The sequence below is a fragment of the Methylobacterium sp. NFXW15 genome (assembly GCF_049887755.1).
GTDB lineage: Bacteria > Pseudomonadota > Alphaproteobacteria > Rhizobiales > Beijerinckiaceae > Methylobacterium.
Map to the genome: position 1 here is coordinate 59,856 of NZ_JAGEKG010000010.1, position 17,945 is coordinate 77,800.

General features: G+C 69.3%; 13 protein-coding genes and 1 tRNA gene. 3 read left to right on the plus strand and 11 right to left on the minus strand.

The features are described 5' to 3' along the window. Nucleotides 1-84: 84 nt before the first annotated feature. Nucleotides 85-159 (minus strand) — tRNA-Val (locus J4O73_RS20015). A gap of 227 nt (nucleotides 160-386) precedes the next feature. Between J4O73_RS20015 and J4O73_RS20020 the strand changes: the two genes are divergently transcribed. Beyond that, complete coding sequence (locus J4O73_RS20020; RefSeq protein WP_378969687.1) at nucleotides 387-653, plus strand: SelT/SelW/SelH family protein; 267 nt, start codon at nucleotides 387-389, stop codon at nucleotides 651-653. A gap of 130 nt (nucleotides 654-783) precedes the next feature. After that, nucleotides 784-2,931, plus strand: a complete 2,148-nt coding sequence (locus J4O73_RS20025) for a sensor histidine kinase (RefSeq protein ID WP_426220372.1) — start codon at nucleotides 784-786, stop codon at nucleotides 2,929-2,931. Nucleotides 2,932-2,935: 4 nt separating this feature from the next. Here J4O73_RS20025 and J4O73_RS20030 read toward each other — a convergent pair whose 3' ends face one another. Genes J4O73_RS20030 through J4O73_RS20065 form a run of 8 tightly spaced genes read right to left on the minus strand, consistent with a single transcriptional unit; the run spans nucleotide 2,936 to nucleotide 14,034 of the window. Continuing rightward, nucleotides 2,936-4,081: an ABC transporter permease gene (locus J4O73_RS20030; protein ID WP_426220241.1), complete on the minus strand. Its 1,146-nt coding sequence runs from the start codon at nucleotides 4,079-4,081 to the stop codon at nucleotides 2,936-2,938. Then, nucleotides 4,078-5,094, minus strand: coding sequence for an ABC transporter permease (locus J4O73_RS20035; protein ID WP_426220243.1), 1,017 nt, complete (start codon nucleotides 5,092-5,094; stop codon nucleotides 4,078-4,080). The genes J4O73_RS20030 and J4O73_RS20035 overlap by 4 nt, the downstream gene beginning before the upstream one ends. Then, complete coding sequence (locus tag J4O73_RS20040; RefSeq protein ID WP_426220245.1) at nucleotides 5,091-6,971, minus strand: ABC transporter substrate-binding protein; 1,881 nt, start codon at nucleotides 6,969-6,971, stop codon at nucleotides 5,091-5,093. The genes J4O73_RS20035 and J4O73_RS20040 overlap by 4 nt, the downstream gene beginning before the upstream one ends. Beyond that, a complete protein-coding gene (locus tag J4O73_RS20045; RefSeq protein WP_426220247.1) occupies nucleotides 6,968-7,837 on the minus strand; it encodes a hypothetical protein in 870 nt (289 codons plus the stop codon). Before J4O73_RS20045 ends, J4O73_RS20040 begins: the two co-directional genes overlap by 4 nt. Beyond that, nucleotides 7,837-9,678 carry a dipeptide ABC transporter ATP-binding protein gene (locus J4O73_RS20050; protein ID WP_426220249.1) on the minus strand — a complete coding sequence of 614 codons (1,842 nt, stop codon included), beginning with the start codon at nucleotides 9,676-9,678 and terminating at the stop codon, nucleotides 7,837-7,839. Before J4O73_RS20050 ends, J4O73_RS20045 begins: the two co-directional genes overlap by 1 nt. Further along, nucleotides 9,675-11,576, minus strand: a complete 1,902-nt coding sequence (locus J4O73_RS20055) for a glycosyltransferase (RefSeq protein WP_426220251.1) — start codon at nucleotides 11,574-11,576, stop codon at nucleotides 9,675-9,677. The genes J4O73_RS20050 and J4O73_RS20055 overlap by 4 nt, the downstream gene beginning before the upstream one ends. Then, nucleotides 11,573-12,832 carry a glycosyltransferase family 4 protein gene (locus J4O73_RS20060; RefSeq protein WP_426220253.1) on the minus strand — a complete coding sequence of 420 codons (1,260 nt, stop codon included), beginning with the start codon at nucleotides 12,830-12,832 and terminating at the stop codon, nucleotides 11,573-11,575. Before J4O73_RS20060 ends, J4O73_RS20055 begins: the two co-directional genes overlap by 4 nt. Further along, nucleotides 12,829-14,034, minus strand: coding sequence for a glycosyltransferase family protein (locus J4O73_RS20065; protein ID WP_426220255.1), 1,206 nt, complete (start codon nucleotides 14,032-14,034; stop codon nucleotides 12,829-12,831). Before J4O73_RS20065 ends, J4O73_RS20060 begins: the two co-directional genes overlap by 4 nt. A 231-nt stretch (nucleotides 14,035-14,265) precedes the next feature. Here J4O73_RS20065 and J4O73_RS20070 point away from each other — a divergent pair, with 231 nt between their 5' ends. After that, complete coding sequence (locus tag J4O73_RS20070) at nucleotides 14,266-15,531, plus strand: glycosyltransferase family 87 protein (RefSeq protein WP_426220257.1); 1,266 nt, start codon at nucleotides 14,266-14,268, stop codon at nucleotides 15,529-15,531. On the opposite strand, the gene J4O73_RS20075 is transcribed toward J4O73_RS20070, so the two are convergent. Further along, entirely contained in the window at nucleotides 15,503-16,312 is an 810-nt protein-coding gene (locus J4O73_RS20075; protein ID WP_426220258.1) for a carotenoid 1,2-hydratase, read from the minus strand. The two genes, J4O73_RS20070 and J4O73_RS20075, sit on opposite strands and share 29 nt — an antisense overlap. A 47-nt stretch (nucleotides 16,313-16,359) precedes the next feature. Then, nucleotides 16,360-17,895 carry a 1-hydroxycarotenoid 3,4-desaturase CrtD gene (crtD, locus tag J4O73_RS20080; RefSeq protein WP_426220260.1) on the minus strand — a complete coding sequence of 512 codons (1,536 nt, stop codon included), beginning with the start codon at nucleotides 17,893-17,895 and terminating at the stop codon, nucleotides 16,360-16,362. Between the last annotated feature and the right edge of the window lie 50 nt (nucleotides 17,896-17,945).

A 17,945-nucleotide genomic window follows, 5' to 3' on the forward strand; every position in this document is an offset into this window, starting at 1 on the left:
GGCCTTAGCACGGGCTTCGACGGCCGCAAACAGACCACAAAGTGCCGTTTCGGCATCTTCGAAGAGCGTCGAACGAGGGGAAGATGGTGGACGGTGCAGGGATCGAACCTGCGACCTTTCCCGTGTGAAGGGAACGCACTACCGCTGTGCTAACCGTCCGTTGCGCGACCCGTCAGCAACGGGCGCCGCGCGGAAGCGAGGGCTGATGCCGCCCGCGACCGGATAAGCGGCTTCTATTGCTCTCGCCCCCGCCCCGTCAAGCCGGGATCCGCCGATTGCGCCGCAAGGTTGACTTTCGGTGGCGGCGAGTGCGCTTTGGGACCATGGATCGAGCACAAGAGGGTCCGCCGCCGGGGGGAGGCGCGGGGGAATCGGCCACACCGCGGATGCGCGTGGCGATCACCTATTGCGTCCAGTGCAATTGGCTTCTCCGAGCGGGTTGGATGGCTCAGGAACTCCTGTCCACCTTCAAGGACGATCTCGGGGAGGTCGCCCTTGTGCCGGGAACGGGCGGGGCCTTCCGCATCGAGGCCGACGGCGTCCTCCTCTGGGAGAGGGTGCGCGACGGTGGGTTTCCGGATGTGAAGGCCCTCAAGCAGCGAGTGCGAGACCGGCTCGACCCGGCCCGTGATCTCGGCCATATCGACAGGTGATGATGGTGGCGTACGCGCAGGGGCGCATGGATCACCGGCGTATGAATCCCCGGCAATCCGGAGAGCGCAGGCGGTGAGCCCGCGTCATGATCCGCAGCACGTCCCGCCGCCACGGCGTGGCTCGTGGCTGATGCGCCGCTTGCACAGGTTCGGCCGCAACGGGTTCTCCACCCAGGTCTACCTCGTGGCCCTGGTCGTGGCGCTGATCGGTCCCGGCCTGCTGTTCACCGCGATCCTGCTGATGCGTTACGCCTCGGCCGAGCGGGCGCGGTTCGAGCAGGATGCCAGGGAGAACGTGCGCGGCATCAGCCTGTCGCTCGACAGGGACGTGGCGGGCCTCGTCTCCGTGCTTCAGACCCTCGCGACCTCGCCCCGGCTGAAGGACGGCGACTTCTCGGCCTTCGATGCCCAGGCGCGCCTCGTCCGCTCCTCCCTCGATCTCGACGTGCTGCTGCGCCGTCCGAATGGGCAGGAGGTGGTCAATACCGGCGTGCCGCGTGGGGCGCCCCTGCCGGTGGCGCCCCTGCCGATCGATGCGGAACTCACCAAGGGGCAGGTGCGGGCGCTCGTCAGCGGCTATGTCGCCGCGATGAGTTCGGACGATGCCAGCTACGCCGTCGGCGTTCCGGTGATCTCGGACGGCGAGGTCACCTACATTCTGAGCTTCACGGTGCCCCTGTCACGGCTTCAGGGCATCCTGGCACGGGAGGTCGTGCAGGGCTGGACGACCGGCATCTCCGACCGCAGCGGCCTCGTCCTGGCGCGCCTTCCGGATCCCCACTCGGTGATCGGCCGCCCGCGCCTCGCCACCCTGCGGCAGGTCCAGACCAGCACGTCCGGCGTGTGGGAGGGGCAGGACCGGCAGCGGCGTCCCGTCGTCGTCGTCGAGGCACGCTCGCGCCTCACAGGCTGGACCGTGGCGACCAGCATTCCTCAGAACCTCGTGGACGCGCGGGTGCGCCGTTGGATCTGGGCCTTCGCGGGGTTCGGCCTCCTCGTGCTCGCCACGTCGTCGCTGCTCGCGATGAGCCTGTGGTCGCGGGTCTCGCGGCCCCTGCGCCACCTCGCGGCGTCGGGCCCGGCGCTCGCGCGGGGCGAGGCGATCCCCCGTGTCGCCTCGCCGGTCCACGAGATCCAACGCCTCGCGACGGTCCTGTCGGATGCGTCGCTGCGCATCCGGACCCGCGAAGAGGAGCGCGACCGCGCCCTGGAGGAAACGAAGCGCGGCCTCTCGGCGCTGAAGGAAAGCGAGGCGCGCTTCCGCCATATGGCCGACTCCGCCCCCGCGCTGATCTGGATGACCGACGAGACCGGCGAGGTGAGCTTCGCCAACCTGCATTTCGACCACCTGTTCGGCATGCCCGCCGCTGCCCTGGCCGATGCGGGTTGGGAGCGGATCATCCATCCGGACGATCTCGAAGCCTTCCGGGGCGCCTTCGAAGACGCCTTCGCCGCACGCGGGCCGTTCCGCATGGAGACCCGCATCGTCGACCGGACCGGCGCCGTGCGCTGGTTGCGCTGCGAGGGCGTACCGCGCCTGGACGATGCCCAGCGCTTCCTCGGCTACACGGGCTGCAACGTCGACATCACCGATGCCAAGCTCGCGGAGGAGCATCTCCTTCTGCTGATCCACGAGTTGAACCACCGGGTGAAGAACACCCTGGCGACGGTGCAATCCATTGCGATGCAATCCCTGCGCGGCCTCGACGGGCCCGAAGCCGAGGCGGCGAGGGCAGCCTTCGAGGCGCGACTTCTGGCGCTCGCCCGCGTCCACGACGTGCTCACCCGAGAAAGCTGGGACGGCGCGGAATTGTCGGCCGTGGTCGCGGATGCGATCCGTCCCCTCGACGCGGGTGGCAATGCGCCGTCGCGCTTCCGGGTGAGTGGGCCGCCGCTGCGCCTACCGCCGCGCCTCGCCCTGTCCATCGCCATGGCGCTGCACGAACTTGGCACCAACGCCGTGAAGTATGGCGCTCTCTCGAACGATGCGGGCATCATCATGATCGACTGGACCGTGCGGCGGGGTGAGCAGACCACGCTCAACCTCGCTTGGCGCGAGAGCGGCGGTCCGCCGGTGAAGAAGCCGACGCGCACGGGGTTCGGCTCGCGCCTCATCGAGCGCAGCCTTGCGCGCGAACTCGCTGGGGACGTGCAGCTTACCTACGAGCCGGAGGGCGTCGTCTGTACCATCGACGCTCCGGTCCCGCCGCCGGGCCTTCTCGAGCGCAAGACCATCACCGCGCCCGCCCGGATCGCGCCCCTGCCGCTGGCCGGGTAGCCGGTCAGTTGTAGGGGTCGGCCGCGTCTCGCAGGCCATCGCCGACGAAGTTGAAGGCGAGCACCGTCACCAGCACCGGCACTACCGGCAGGAGCAGCCAAGGATAGAGCTGCACCGCCGCCAGATTCTGCGCTTCGTTGAGCAGCACGCCCCAGCTGGTGACCGGCGGGCGCAGTCCGAGGCCGAGGAAGGATAGGGCCGTCTCGCCCAGGATCATTGTCGGGATCGACAAGGTCGCCGAAGCGATCAGGTGGCTCATGAAGTTCGGGATGAGATGCCGCCCGATCAACCGTGCGGGGGAAGCGCCCATCAGTTCGGCGGCCTGGACGAAATCCTCCTCGCGTAGCGCCAGCAGCTTGCCGCGCACCGCCCGGGCAAGCCCCGGCCAGTCGAGCAGGCCGAGGATGACGGTGATGCCGAAGAAGACGAGAAGCGGGCTCCAATTCGCGGGCAAGGCCGCCGATAGCGCCAGCCAGAGCGGCAGTTCGGGAATCGAGCGCACGATCTCGATGAGCCGCTGGACGGCAGCATCCAGCACGCCCCCGAAATACCCCGCGATTCCCCCGAAGAAGAGGCCGAGCACGAAGGAGATCGCCACCCCCACGAGGCCGATCGTGAGCGAAACGCGCGTGCCGTAGACGATCCGCGAGAAGAGATCCCGCCCGAGCCGGTCGGTGCCGAGCAGGAACAGCGTTCCCCCTTCCGGCGCGCAGACGAGGTGGAAATCCGTGCGGATGAGGCCGAGCCAGTCGTAGCCGTCGCCCCGGCAGAGGAAGCGGAGGGGCTGGGGCTTCGACGCGTCGGCGACGTAGTCCCTTCGGAACGTGTCGAGGTCGAGCTGCGACTTGTACGGGTACACGAAGGGTCCGGCGAAGCGGCCTTCGTGCATCAGGTGCACGCCCTGCGGCGGAGCGTAGAGGAAATCGCCGTCGCGCCGCGCCTGCCCGTAGGGGGCGATCATCTCCACGAAGGGGATGAGCGCGTAGAGCACCAGCAGGACCAGCGCGAAGAACACCGCCAGCCGGTGCCGCAGGAACTTTCGTGCGATCAGACGCCAGGCCGAGGCGCTCCCGGCCGGATTGTCGGCCCGCTCGTCGGGTGCGAAGGGCGCCGGATCGACGAAGTGCCGCGGGTGCAGGGCATCGCTCATCGCAGGCCCATGCGGATGCGTGGATCGAGCCAGACCAGGGCGAGGTCCGAGATCAGCATGCCGACGAGTGTCAACGCGGCGACGAACATCAGGATGAAACCCGCCATGAACTGGTCCTGGTTGCGCAGGCTCTCCAGCAGCTGCGGCCCGACGGTCGGCAGGCTCAACACGAGCGAGACCAGCACGGAGCCCGAGACGAGATGCGGCAACAGGTTGCCGATATCCGCGACGAACGGGTTCAGGGACATGCGGAACGGATATTTCAGCAGCGCCCGCGTCGGCGCCATGCCCTTGGCGCGAGCGGTCACCGTGTAGGGCTTGGCGAGTTCATCCAGCAGGTTCGCCCGCATCCGGCGGATCATCGCCGCCGTCCCGCCGAGGCCGATCACCAGCGTCGGCACGATGAGATGGGCGGCGAGCGAGCGGATCTTTTCCCCGTCCCATGGCCGGTTGGTGAGCGAGGCGTCGTAGAGCCCGCCGATGGAGAGGCCGAACCAGCGGTTGGCGTAGAACAGCATGATGAGTGCCAGCAGGAAGCCCGGCACGGCGAGCCCGACATAGCCCAGCACCGTCACCACCGCGTCCCCGACCGTGTGCCGGTGGGTGGCCGAGTAGATCGCGGCCGGGATCGCCACGAGGTGGACGAAGATGACCGCCGTCACGTTGACGAGCAGCGTCAGCCACAGGGCATCTCCGACGACGTCGGCAACCGGCTTGTCATACTCGAACGACCAGCCCCAATCGCCCTGCAACAGGCCGGAGAACCCTGCGGGGCCCGGCATCAGCCCGACCCAGATCAGGTATTGCTCCCAGACCGGCCGATCGAGCCCGTACTGGCGGATCAGCAACTCGGCTTTCGCGATCGAGCCCGCCTCTCCCGTGGCGCGCAATTCCATGATCCGGTTCGTCAGGTAGTCCCCCGGCGGGAGCTTGATGACGAAGAACACCAGGGCCGAGATGATCAGCAGCGTGACGGCCATGGTGAGCAGGCGGCGCAGGATCTGGACGATCATCGTGCCTCTGCCCGCTTATCGGCCGCCTCGTCCCAGAATGCCTCGTCGAGGCGCTGCACACCGATCAACGCCGTGGGCTCCCAGGAATAGAGCGCCTTCTGTGGAAGGTTCACCAGCCTGTCGGCCGTGACGACCGGCTGCAAGGCTCCTGCCACCGTGCCGATGACCCAGGTGTTCCGCGCGTGATTCATGAGCATCTCGCGCCAGATCGCGGCCTGACGCGCGGCGTCGTCGGTGCTGCGCCATTCCCGGTCGAGCTCGAGCAGGCGGCGGGCTTCGGGCATGTCGCAGGCCTCGCCGCTGCGCCCCCGGCTGTCGACGTTCATCGACCAGCGCGGCCAGGAATAATGGTCGGGCTGGGCCGGGCTCAGGCCGGTCGGCGGCATAATCGCCGTGGGCACGGCGAGATCGAGCCCCTGCGCCGCGACCATCACGGTCAGCCCGCCGATGGAGCGGCGGCGCAGATTGGTGCGCTCCTGCGGTTTGGTGACGAGGCGGATGCCGACCTCGCGCCAGAATTCCGCGATGAGCGTCAGGCCGTCGAGGATCTCGGACGCCTCGCCGTCGCTCTCCACTACGATCTCGAGGGGGCGCCCGTCGGACAGGAGCCGGATGCCGGAACCGTCTCGCTTGTCGAGGCCCGCCTCGTCCAGAAGCCTGTTCGCTTGCCCAGGATCGTAGGAGGCGTTGAGGGTCCGGTACTCGGGTGAATAGAGCGGAGATTCCGCGATGATCGTGTCGTTGCCCTCGGTTCCGAGGCCGAAGAGCAGCGTGTTGTTGAGGGTGCGCCTATCGGTGGCGAGCGACAGGGCGTGCCGGTAGCGCACATCCCGGTTCAGGGCACGCCAGACGGGATCGACGGTGGTGAGGTTGGGGTAAAGGGCGAGTTCGGAGCCCCGCGCCACCGGCCACAGATTCGTGCGGTAGCGGTGGGATTTTTCCCCCTCCTTGAGGCTGGGGATGTCGGGCATGGACAGGCCGCGGAACATCAAATCCGCCTCACCCGCATTGGTCTTGGCGACGAGAAGACCGGTCGAGGCCACATCCATCACGATGCGATCGACATAGGGCAGCTGAGTTCCGGCCGTATCGATCCGGTGATAGGAGCGGTTGCGCTCGAAGGAAAAGCGCGTCGCCGGGGAACGTGTGCGCGGAACCCACCCCTGAAGGGTCGGACATTCCGGGTTCATCAACTCGTAATTGTCGTCGAGCTTGTTGTGCAGGGCGGCCCAACCCCGCAGCTTCAGGGCCTTCGCCTTGGCCTCGGCTTCGTCCTTTCCCGCATAGCGCGGGTGGTACGGCTTCAAGTAATGCGCCGGACGATAGATGAGCGGATCGCGCGGGGCGGCGAGCGCGGGCAGGAACATCGGGTTCGGACGGGGCCACGTGTAGCGGACCGTCCGCGCATCCGGGAATTCGACCTGCGGCGGCTTCCCATCCACCATGAAGAAGGCGGGCGGGCCCTCGGGGCTCAGCTCCTTCTGGTTGGCGACGTCTTCCCAGTAATAGCGGAAATCCTCGCTGGTGAAAGGATGCCCGTCCGACCAGCGGTGTCCGTCGCGAAGGGTGAAGGTGAAGCGCCCGCCCTCCACATCGACCCTTTCCAGCACGTCGGGCCGCAGGGTCAGGGAGGCGTCGTAGCCGATGAGGCGGGTATAGCCGTAGACCGAGAGGTAGCGGACGTCCCGCGCCTTGGCGATCAGCGTGCGGATCGTCCCGCCCTGCTTCCCGAGGCGCCTGCCCTTGGCGGCAAGGTCCGCGACGAACGGTGTCGCGGGCGGGGCGGGGGCGTCCTCGGCGAGGGCGCGACGGGGCAGGGCAGTCGCGGCGGCGAGCCCGGCGAGGAGCGTGCGGCGGGAGAACCCGGCGGCGCTCACGGTCCGCCTCCGTGCAACTCCACGTAAGTCAGCCGCGCGGGCGAGTAGCCGGTAGCGCGGTGCATGTCGTCGAAGGCATGGGAGCGGGCGATCAGGTCGCTGGCCTGGCGCGCTTCCACGTCTCCGGCGGGCTGCTCGAAGGGGCGGCCGTTGCGGGTCCAGCGGATCGGCTCCGGGCTCACGTCGAGCGCCGTGATCATCGCGATGGTCGGATGGGCCGGTCCGCCATGGGCGTGGATCCGGTGGGCCGCCGCATCGTCGTCGAAGAGCAGGCGCGTCAAGCCGCGCACACGTGCTTCCACCACCCGGCGGGCCTGAGAGACGTGATCGTCGAAGAACGCCACCGTCCTGGCGGGATCGAGCATCGACCAGTCGGCGCGGGACCAATCCTCCCGGCTGTAGCGCGCCTCTCCGTCCCTGTATTGCAGCCCCGACAGGTCGGGGTCGTGGCAGAAGATCCGCGCCTCCGGGCACGCCTGCCGGATCACCCAGGTCGTAAGCCCCCGGAAGACCCCGGATTCGATCACGAAATCCGGCCGCAGCGCCCGCATCGCGACGTAGAGTTGCAGCGCGCCGTTGAAGCCGCTGCCACCGCGCCGCTGCCGCACGGGCGCGGTGGGGATGAGGTGCCAAAAGCGCTCCACCAGGGCGCGAACGTCCTCGTCCGCGCGCAGGCCGGAGGCGCGCAGGTCGGAATGGAGACTCTCCGCCGCCGCATCGAGCAGGCGGGCGACTTCGCGCGGCGAGGTGGGCCGATGGGTCCAGTCCGGCGCGGCGGGCACGAGGTCGTAGCCGAGACGGTCGAACAGGGGGCCGAGCACCTTCCGGCGCAGGCGTTCGAGGACGATGGGCGGGCGTGGCTGCATCAGGCGGCGTTTCGTTCGTCGAGGGATCGGTAGCGGGCCCAGTGCCCCTTCTCGACTTCCATCATGATTCCGGATTCGTGGGGCGCTAGGGCGAAGTCGTCCGGCCAGCGCGCGGGGTCCGAGGCCTCGCCGGTCACCTTCGTGAAATCGAGGGGATGGTCGAGGCTCGGGTCCGGCACGGCGGCGAGGAGCGCCTTCGTGTAGGGATGGACCGGAGCCCGGAAGAGCGCAGCCCGGTCGGCTTCTTCCACGATACGGCCGCGGCACATCACGCTGATCGTGTCGGCCATGTAATCCACCACCGCGAGGTTGTGAGACACGATGAGATAGGACAGGCCGAGCGCCTGCTGCAGGTCCTTCAGCAGGTTCAGGATCTGTGCCTGCACCGAGACGTCCAGCGCCGAGACCGGCTCGTCCAGCACGAGGAGACGCGGTTCGAGGCTGAGCGCGCGCGCGATGCCGATGCGCTGGCGCTGGCCCCCGGAAAAGGCGTGCGGGTAGCGCCCGAGCGCCGAGTCCTCCAGCCCGACCATGGCCATCAGCTCGCGGCACCGCTCCCGCCGCTTGCCCTGCGGCACGCCGTGGATCTCCATCGGCTCGGACAGGATCTGGCGCACGGTCATGCGCGGATCGAGCGAGGCGTAGGGGTCCTGAAACACGAACTGGACGTTGCGGCGATAGGCGAAGAGCGCATCGCCCTTCAGCGTGTGCACGTCCTTCAGGCCCGCGCCATCGTCGAACAGGATGCGACCGCCGTCAGGTGGCATGGCCCGCATGATCATCTTGGAGACGGTGGTCTTGCCTGAACCGGATTCACCGACGAGCCCCAGGGTACGGCCACCCTGCAGGGTGAGGGACACATCGGAAACCGCGCGCACCGTCCGCGGGCGGGCGAAGAGACGGCCTGCACGCAGCGTGAAGGTCTTGCTCACGCCCTCGACCTTGAGCACCGGCCCGGACAGTTGCGGCGCCTCCCGCGTGGGCGGGATCGTCGCGCGGGCGGGGCGGATCGGCGTCAGCCGCTCGCCCGGCGCCATGTCGAAGCGTGGCACTGCCTCGATCAGGGCCTTCAGGTAGGCATGGCCGGGACGGCGCATCACCTCGTCCTTGGGGCCGGACTCGACCAGCCGTCCCCGGTAGAGCACGGCCACGTCGTGGGCGATGTTGGCGACCACCCCGAGATCGTGGGTGATGAGCAGGATCGCCATGCCCGTCTCGTCCTGCAAACGGCCGAGCAGGGCGAGGATCTGCGCCTGTGTCGTCACATCGAGCGCGGTCGTCGGCTCGTCCGCGACGAGGAGGGCGGGCTTCATGATCAACGCCATGGCGATCATCGCCCGCTGGCGCAGCCCGCCCGACAGCTCGAACGGGTAGGTCTTCAGAGCCCGCTTGGGATCGGGGAAGCCGACCCGCGCCAAGGCGTCCTCGGTCTGAGCATCGGCCTCCTTGCGGTCGGCTCCGGTATGGACGCGCAAGGCCTCGCCGATCTGGTCGCCTACCGTATGGAGGGGCGACAGGCAGGTCATCGGCTCCTGAAAGATCATCGCGATCCGGCGGCCCCGGATATCGCGGATGGCCGAACCTTCCTCGTCCAAGCGCGCGAGGTCGACGGTCGTGTCGCCCGTCGAGAACAGCATCTGACCGCGCGTGATCTCGGCCGAGCGCGGCAGGATCCGCAGGATCGCCTGCGCCGTCACCGACTTGCCGGAGCCGGATTCGCCGACGAGTGCCAGGGTCTTGCCCCGCTGGATGTCGAGCGACAGCCCATGCAGGGCCTCGAACCGGCCCGTCTCGGTGCGGAAGGCGACGGCGAGGTCGCGGATCGATAGAAGTGCGCTCAACCGGCCCTCGGCCACTCGGCAGACGGGGAGATAGGCGCGGTCCCGGTGGCGTCCACCGCTTCGACGAACAGGTCGCGCGGATCGCACCACCGGATCGCCGGGTGGTCGAGGACCGGCAGTACCCTTTCGAGGAAATCCCACACCGCTTCATCGTGAGCGAGGTGGTGAGTGAGCAGGCCGAGCGCCGTGCCCGCGCCGGTCTCGGCATGGGTCGTGATCGCCGCGATGAGGCTCGCGGGATCACGCACCGAACGGGTGCCGCGCCAGTCGATCACGTCGAGGGTGGCATCGGCGCGGGCAAGCCCCGGCACCGGGGCGCCACCCGCCGCCGACAGGCCGACATAGCCGAGACCTCCTAGCTCTGCTGCGAAAGCCGGATCCATCCGGTTCCATGGCGGCACGAAGACCGGCAGCAGGAGAGATGCGGGCAGGGCATCCCGAGCGAGATCGAGGGCACGGCGCGCCTCATCGCGCAGCTGCGCTCGGTCGCGGTGGGGGCCGAACTCGGCGTTTTTCTCAGCGGCTGGCGCGTGGTTGGCGTGCCCGAGCCCGTGGACGGCGACGCGCACGTGTTTCGCCCGTAGGAGCCTTCGGCCGAGGGAAGGTTCGATCCCCGCAGGAATCGCGGCAATCAGAAGCGGTCGGCCATCCGCGAGGCTCAAAAGCCTGTCGAGGGCGGGTGTCGCGGCAACTGCATCGTCGTCCCGCCACCACAGCCGCACCGCGCGCCCGTCTTGCGCAGCCCGGTCGAGGGCAGTGCGAAGCAGGTCGAACAGCGCCTCCTGATGCATCGCCTGGACGATGGCGACCGTGCGCGTGCCGCCATCGAACGCGATCGCTCTTCTTGCAGGCACGGGTTCGTCACAGTCGATAATCGCCGCCAGCAGCGTCTGCGCCGACACCTCCCGCTCCGAAACAATTCGCACCCGGCCCAAAGCGGCGAGGCGTTCGGCGCGCAGGCGTTGTTCGGTCTCGCGGCCTGCTTCGAAGGGGACGAGCACGGCGGGCGTGTCCGTGATCAGAAGATCGACGGCAGTGTTGTAGCCGCATTGGCTGATGGACACGGACGCCTGCGCGAGAAGCGCCCGGTAATCGGGACGCGCCCGCATCACCGTGCCGGGCGGAAGCGAGCCGGTGAGGGCCGCCAGCGTCTCGTCCGGGATGCCGTGGCCGACGAGCAGGCGCCATTCGAGATCCGGCCGCAGCCGCGCCGCTTCGGCGGCCGCGTGGAACAGCTGGAGCCCTGCCGCGCTGGATCCGGCCGCCACGAGGATGCCCTTTCGCTCGGCGGTGGGAGGCTGGGGGCCACCCTCGTCCACGTAGCCGGTGTAGCGGAGCTTGTCGGCAAGGCGGGCATCCACGGGCCAGGACGCATCGAGGGGCACGAGCGCCGGATCGCCGTGGACGAGCACCGCATCGTAGAGCGCCGCGATGCGCTCATGGGATTCATCCACCTTGGAGGGACGATCCGGGGCCACGAGGATGTCGCGCACGGATGAGAGGATCAGAGGTCGCGGCACTCGTGCGCGAGCGGCCTCGACCAGCGCCAGGAATTCAGCGGCAAGGCCCCGCCGTCCCAGGGGGAAGAGTTCGGTGATGACTGCGTCGGGGGCCGTCTCGTCCAAGGCGGCGAGAAGAGCGTCACGACGTGCGGCGAAAAGCTCGGCCCCCGCAGCCTCGCCGTCCGGTCCGATCAGACGGCCGAAATCGAAACCCTCGATCCGCAGGGGCGGAAGCTGCACGAGGCGCACGCCGTCGAGCCTCACGAGGGGGGCGGGATGTCCGCCTGAGACCAGCACCGTCTCGTGCCCGGCAGCGGCGAAGGCGCGGGCCAGGGCAGCAGCGCGGGTCAGATGACCGGCGCCGAGGAGATGCGTGACCGCAATGAGGATCCTCACGCGGCGTTCTCGCGGGCGGGCAGGGCGATCCCGGCCGAACGGGCGAGGGCAGCGGCGATCAGGTCGATGCCCGCCTCCTCCGAGAAATCCTGTACGAGCCGCGCTCGCGCCGCGCGTCCGAGACGGCGACGCCTGTCGGGATCGGCGAACAGGGCCGTCATCGCCTCCGCCAGCGCCTTGGGCTCGTTCGGTGGCACGAGGATGCCGTGCGTCCCATCCGTGATGAATTCGGGCGTGCCCGCAAAGGCGGTGGCGAGGATCGGCAGCTCCTGGCTCGCCGCCTCCATCAACACGTTCGGCAGGCCGTCGCGATCGCCGCCCTCCGCAGGCTTCGTCGGCAGAACGAACAGGTCCGCCTCGCGCATCGCGGCGATGATCGCGGGCTGCGGCAGCGCGCCGTGGAAGGTGACGCGTGCGGTAAGCTCCCGCTCGCGGACGAGCCGTTCGAGCTCGGCGCGTAATTCGCCGCCGCCGATCAGGTCGAGATGCCAGTGCAGCCGGACGGGCAGGGCACCCAACGCCGCGAACAGATCGTCATGCCCCTTCTTGGCGACGAGGCGGCCGACGCAGAGCAGCCTGAGCGGCGCCTCGGGGTCTTGCCCGTCGCGCGGGGGGCGGTCTGCGGGCGCTGCCGGAAAGCGCGCGAGGTCGAGCCCATGATAGGCGAGCCGCGTGCGCCCGGGCCCGAGGGCGTCGAGGCGGGCGAGCCCGTCACGGGTGCAGGTCACGCCCCATTGCGCATTCGCGAGCTTCTCGGTCAGCTCCCAATCCGGCGTGGTCCAGATGTCCTTGGCATGGGCCGAAAAGCTCCAGCCCCGGCCCGAGAGAAGCGCCGCGTAGCGCGTGACGCTGCCCGGCGTGTGCAGGAAGTGGACGTGAAGATGGGCCACCTCCGGCGAGAGCTCTCTGGCGAGCACGAGCGCCTGTCCGAGCCGCCGCAGCCGCGAGGCGGTTGGGTCACGGCGCAGGTCGTTCAGGACAACGCGCAAGAGCGCCGCGAAGCCGCGCTGGCGGCAGGCCCAGGCGAGGCCGCGCATCACACGGCGTGGATCGTCGCGCAGATATTCCGGCAGGTAGGCGACCGGCGCTGTGATCGCCTCGTGCATCGGATGCCGGAACCGGTCGGTCGGTCGACGTAATGACCAGATATCGAGGCCGATGCCCCTCCGTTCGAGGGCCAGGATTTCCTGGGCGATGAAGGTCTCGGAGAGGCGTGGATAGCCCTTCAGTACCACGGCGATGCGGCGTGCGCTCATGACATCGCCCGGCGCGGCGCCTCGGCCTCCTGGCAGCCGAGGTGCCGCATGCGATGCGCCACGGCGTCCAGACCGTCGAGGAGGCCCGGCACGACGACCCGCGACGGCGCGGGTTGAGCGGGAAGGGCGCGCAGGGCTTCCGCCATGCGCTGCGGTGCGCGGCCATCCTCTTCCATCAGCACCCGCACGAGGCCGAGCCGTTCCGCCGCGAGGGCGCGGATCGCCTGCTCCCGCCGTGGCTCCGTGCGCGGCACCAGCACGGCGGGCCGGTCGAAGGACAGGATCTCGCAGAAGGTGTTGTAGCCGCCCATGGCGACGACGCCTGCCGCCTTGCGCATCAGGAACTCGATCTCGCTGTCGAAGGTGATCGCGGCCACGCGCTGACCCAGCGCGGCGATGCGCCGGTCGAAACCTTCGCGGATCGCGGGGTCGAGGAACGGCCCGAACGCGATCAGGCAGGGCAAGGGGATCGCGGGGTCGGCCTCGTAGGCGGCGATCACCCAGTCGATCAGGCCCGCGCCGTCGCCGCCGCCGCCCGGCGTGACGAGCAGAAACGGATGGTCGGCCATGGCGGGCTCGCTCCGGTCCGCCCGCGCTTCCGGCAGATCGCGGCGAAGGTAGCCGGTGTAGATGAGCCGGTCTCCGATCCGGCGGGCGAGGTCCGGCGCCAGGGCGAGCCCGGCCAACGGCTCGTGGATGCGGCCGAGCCCGTAGACCCAGATCTCGTCGTAGAAGCGGTCCATCGCTTCCACCGCGCCCTTGCGCTCCCATTCGGGGGCGAGACGGTCGGCTTCGTCGAGGACATCGCGCAGGCCGAGCACCAGCTTCGTGCCCCGCGCCGCCTCGCGCTCCAGCACGGGCAGCATCTCGCCGTGGAAGCCCGCAGGCTCCTTGTCCACGATCACCACGTTGGGCCGGAAGGTCTCGGCCGTGCGTGACAGAGCCGTCTTGCGCAAGGCGATGGTGTCGGCCAGGGACGAGGTGTCCCCGCTGGCATAGGAGCCGTCGGGCAGCTTCGTGACCGGAGGCAGGCGTACGGCGTGGACGCCGGGGGCGAAGGCGTAGCGATCCACCACTGGCGAGCCCGAGACGATGACCGCCCGGGCGCCGGGACAGGTGGCCACCAGCGCATGCGCGATCGCGCGCGAGCGGCGCAGATGGCCGAGGCCGAACGTATCGTGGCTGTAGATCAGGACGCGCAAGGCGAAAGCCCCGCCCGGCCGTGCCGTGCCCCTGTGAGGGGAAGTTCGGACGATGACCCCATGCCCCTGCCTGGCGGCGCGTATGGTGCGATGCGCTCGTGCGGCGACCATTGCAGCCACATCCAGGCTGCACAAGTGTGACGGCAGCGCGAAACCATCGTTAACGGCAGCGGAACCCTTGGCGCTTAAGGTCCGGCGGGGTCTTCGCCACGGCCCCTGCCGGGGCAGACCATGGACGCCACCGTTCCGCATGCCGAGCGCGGCCGCAGGGTTGCTCCGCTGGCGGACCTCACGGCCATCGTCTTCGACGACGCGCGCCTCCTGGCCTTCGGGCGGCTGGCAGCGATCTTCCTCGTGCCGCTTACCCTTGCCCTTGTCGTGCTTCTGTTCGGCACCGGCCCGGTGCCGCGCCGCAACTGGTACGGTGAGATCCTCGGCAACGATTTCACGCAAGTGTGGGTGGCTGGCCGCGCCGCCTTGGAAGGCCGCGCCGCAGAGTCGTACGACCTCGCCCGCCACCTCGAGAATCTGAAGGCCGCCTTCGGACCGGATTGCCGATTCGCGTGGCACTACCCACCGGTCTTCCTGCTGCCGTCCGCCGCCATGGCTGTGTTCGACCCGCAGGTGGGCTATCTCGGCTGGTGTGCGCTTTCGGGGGCCTTGTTCTTTTTCGCCCTGTGCCGCGCGGCGGGCCGTCTCGACCTCGCCTTCATCGCCTTCGCCCATCCTCTGGTGTTCACGAATCTGGCTTATGGCCAGAACGGGCTGTTCACGGCGGGCCTGATGACGCTGGGACTCGTCCTCCTCGACAGGCGACCCGCCCTCGCCGGGCTGTGCTTCGGCCTCCTCGCCTTCAAACCGCATTTCGCGATGCTGGCGCCGCTGCTGTTGCTGGTCAGCGGACGGTGGACGGCACTCGCTTCCTGTGCGGTGACGGTGATCGTCACCTGCCTCGTCTCCCTCGCGTTGTTCGGGACCGAGCCGTGGACCGGTTTCCTTCACTCCTTGAGCTACACCAACCGCCTCATTCTAGAGGACGCGATCGCCGGTCTCGATCTCAACGCCAGTGCCTTCGGCGCGGTGCGGCTTCTGGGCGGGTCGATCGCCATGGCCTGGACGGCGCAGGGCATCGTCTCACTCGTGGTTCTGGCCGTCGTCCTGCGGCTCTGGCGTGGGACGTTCTCATCGGAGCTTCGTGCCGCCGCGTGCCTTGCCGCCGCGCCGCTCCTGTCGCCCTACGTCCCGGTCTACGACCTCGTGCCCTTGGTGCCTGCGATGCTTTTCCTCGGGCTCGCTGCTGCGAAGCGGGGCGGGCTCGCCGCTCACGAGAGGATCCTGCTCGCCTTCAGCCCGTTCGCATCGCTCGTGCGGATCGTCGCGGACACGACGGGCTTCGCTCTCGGCTTCGTCCTGGCGCTGGCCACCTTTGCCTGCATCGCGTGGCGTGCGGGGTTCTGGCCCCGTGGACTCACCCTCCGAGCGGGCGCGGTATCCTGAAAGGCAGCATCAGCTGCACCAGCGGATTGCGGAAGCGATCGAGCGACAGGCTCTCGTGGACCGCGCGCACCGGCTCGCCCGCCAGGGTCGAGGCCAGCAGCGAGCGGGAATAGAACGGCGTGTCCTCGAAGGTGGTGATGACTCGCGCTCGGCCGTCGTCGCTGCGAGTCTCGCGGGGCATCCGCCAGAACCCGGTGGGCGGGAGACGCGCGGGGACCGGCGGGCGGATGTCCCGCCTTGTGCCGTCGAAGGCGAAACCGAGGGACAGGTTTCGCCCGCCGCCGCCCCGGTGGGTCACATCATAGAGGATCGCGGCCCCGCTCGGCAGTTCGGCCCGGCACCACGTCCAGCGGGTGAAGGCCGCCGCCAGGGGCTCGTCGCCGTCGTTGGTGTCGAAATAGCCGCTGCCCTGCCAGGACAGTCCGGGTTCGCTCAGCGACACCTCGACCCGCGAGGCCGGCGCCATGGGCCACCAGCGATGGCGCCCCGCCGGATCGAGATGGAACGGTCCGGCCGTGATTCCCGAGGGGCGAAGGCGCACCGTGCCCTTGATTCGCCGGGGCAGGGGGGCGCCGCGCTCGTCGATGCGCACGGTCAACTCGCTGCCGTCCCATTCCATCGAACTCGGGCCGATGGCGATATGGTCGGCACTGCGTGCGAGCGAGCCTTGCTTCCGCTCCGTCATGGCGAAGCGGCTGGGGCGGCCGTACAGCACCACGTTCATTGCGCAATGGTCGAACGGGTTCTTGTCCAGGCTCCAGCCGTAATAGGGCGAGAACACGCTGCCGATGAAGGCGATGATCGTGAGCCCCTGTGTGCCGTCGTCGCTTACCGCGTCGACGTACCACCACGCATAGCCGTCGCGCCCGACTGCCCCGTCGAACCGAGGTCGGCGAGGATCGCTTCCGCTGCGAGCCTCCCCGATTGCGCCGCCATCGGCACGCCCGGCCCCGGATGGACCGATCCCCCCGCCAGATAGAGACCCGGGACCTTCGTGCGCACCCCTGGCCGCTTGAAGGTCGCCGCCCATCCCTGCGACGCCCGGCCGTAGAGGGCGCCCTGGCTGCCCGGAAACAAAGCCGCGAACCCGTCCGGCGTCGTCACCGTCGCCGGTGATTCCCGTGTCAGGGAAAGGCCGCATGCCTGCAGCCGTGCCTTCAGGTTGCTCTCGCATCGGGCGATCTCCGTGGCTGACAGGGGGCGCTCCGATCCGTCGGCCGGGGCGTTGACGAGCATGAGCAGCCGTTCCGCCCCGCCGCCGAAGGCACCATCGGCGCTGCGATCCTGTGCGCAGACATAGACCGTGGGATCGGGCGGCAGGCGGCGGTCGCGCAGGATGGTGTCGAACTCGGCGCGATAGTCGCGGGAGAAGAAGACCGTGTGGTGGGCCAGCGGAAACCCCGCCGTCTCGGCCCGCACGCAGAAGGTCACTGCCGAGAGCGAGCGTTCGGCGCGGGCGATTTTGTCCCCGGCCGGGACCACCGCTCGGCCCAGGAGACCGGCCCCGAGCGCCGCCACGTCGCCGTTGCAGACGACGATGTCGGCCCGGATGCGCTCGCCCCCGGCCAGGGCCACGCCCGTGACCTTGCCCCCCGAGACCAGCACCTCCTGCACCTGCGCGCCGTAGCGGAACTCCGCCCCGTGCGCGACGGCAAGTTCGGCGATCGAGCCGGCCAGCGCACTCAGGCCCCCATCCACGGTCCAGACGCCTGCCTGCTCCACATGCGCCACCAGCATCAGCGTTGCGGGCGCGGTGTAGGGCGAAGCGCCGCAATAGGTGGCGTAGCGCCCGAACAGCTGAAGCATGCGCGGATCGCGGAAGTACTCCTTCAGCCCCGACCAGAGGGTCGCGAAGGGCTGGATGCGCCACAAATCGCCGATGCCCGACAGGCCGACCCGCTTGGCGAGGCCCGTCGGCCCGGTCTGACCAGAGCGGATGAAGGGGCCTTCGAGGGTGCGGTAGACCTCGGCCGCACGGGCGCAGAAGCGGCGGTAACCCTCGGCCTCCGCGCCCCCCGCGAATCGCGCGATGGCATCCGCGGAGGCATCGATGTCGGCATGGAGGTCGAGGCGCTCCTCGCGGCTCCAGGCGTGACGGGCGAGCAAGCTCGCGGGCCGCAGGCGCACCCGTTCTTCGAGCCGCGTGCCGCATTCGGCCAGCAGCTCATCGAAGACCCAGCGCATGGTGAAGACGGTGGGCCCCGCCTCGATGCGGGTGCCGTCCACCGGCACGGAGCGCATCTTGCCGCCCGGCGCCTCGGCGCTCTCCACCACCGTCACCGACAATCCTGCACGGGCGAGCTTCAAGGCGGCGGCGAGACCACCGATTCCGGCTCCGATCACGACGGCGCGCGCTGGCGACACGGTTGCGGAGCCTCCCTCAACGGGATTGATCTTGTCGTTCTCAAGTGTCA

Coding starts and splice junctions, on each gene's coding strand:
- J4O73_RS20020 (WP_378969687.1), top strand. CDS start 387: ATGCGCGTGGCGATCACCTATTGCGTCCAGTGCAATTGGCTTCTCCGA.
- J4O73_RS20025 (WP_426220372.1), top strand. CDS start 784: ATGCGCCGCTTGCACAGGTTCGGCCGCAACGGGTTCTCCACCCAGGTC.
- J4O73_RS20030 (WP_426220241.1), bottom strand. CDS start 4,081: ATGAGCGATGCCCTGCACCCGCGGCACTTCGTCGATCCGGCGCCCTTC.
- J4O73_RS20035 (WP_426220243.1), bottom strand. CDS start 5,094: ATGATCGTCCAGATCCTGCGCCGCCTGCTCACCATGGCCGTCACGCTG.
- J4O73_RS20045 (WP_426220247.1), bottom strand. CDS start 7,837: ATGCAGCCACGCCCGCCCATCGTCCTCGAACGCCTGCGCCGGAAGGTG.
- J4O73_RS20060 (WP_426220253.1), bottom strand. CDS start 12,832: ATGAGCGCACGCCGCATCGCCGTGGTACTGAAGGGCTATCCACGCCTC.
- J4O73_RS20070 (WP_426220257.1), top strand. CDS start 14,266: ATGGACGCCACCGTTCCGCATGCCGAGCGCGGCCGCAGGGTTGCTCCG.